Below are 444 nucleotides of genomic sequence, written 5' to 3'. Positions count from 1 at the left end.
ACGGGCAAGCTCATGCGTGCGGCGCTCATGAACCATGTTGGCGAAGGTGGGCACTGGGTACCCGATGCGGCGGGCTTTGCCACGGCGCTGGAACAATGGACGCAAAAACTGGACAGGCAGCGCGAGGCCGCGGCCCGGATGGCAGCGTGGGACGCCGAACCGGAGACTGACGAGACGCAGGAGGACGCCGGGGGCGCGGCTGAGGCCGTCGCTGGCGCGATGGAGGTGGGAGAAGGCGAGGCAGACATGACAGCGCTGCCCAATGCAGCGACGCCCGAACCTGACATGGCGTTGGCTGCATGATGAAAGGGCGGACGATTCCGTACGCGTCGGTCCGTGCGGACCGACGCTATAGGGTTGAGACCTGCTTCTGCAACAGGTCGGAACCATGGGCGCAACTCTCTTTCTGCGGGCAGACACTGGGGCTGCTGCCCGATCATGAAA

At 65.3% G+C, this 444-nt stretch carries 1 pseudogene; it reads left to right on the top strand.

Annotated elements, in window-relative coordinates:
• Positions 1-303 (top strand): annotated as a pseudogene (locus DY926_RS17300) (hypothetical protein); the annotation flags it as partial.
• Positions 304-444: the final 141 nt, after the last annotated feature.

The organism is Komagataeibacter melaceti, assembly GCF_003403295.1.
Classification (GTDB): Bacteria; Pseudomonadota; Alphaproteobacteria; order Acetobacterales; family Acetobacteraceae; genus Komagataeibacter; species Komagataeibacter melaceti.
This window is presented reverse-complemented; position numbering and strand designations above follow the sequence as displayed.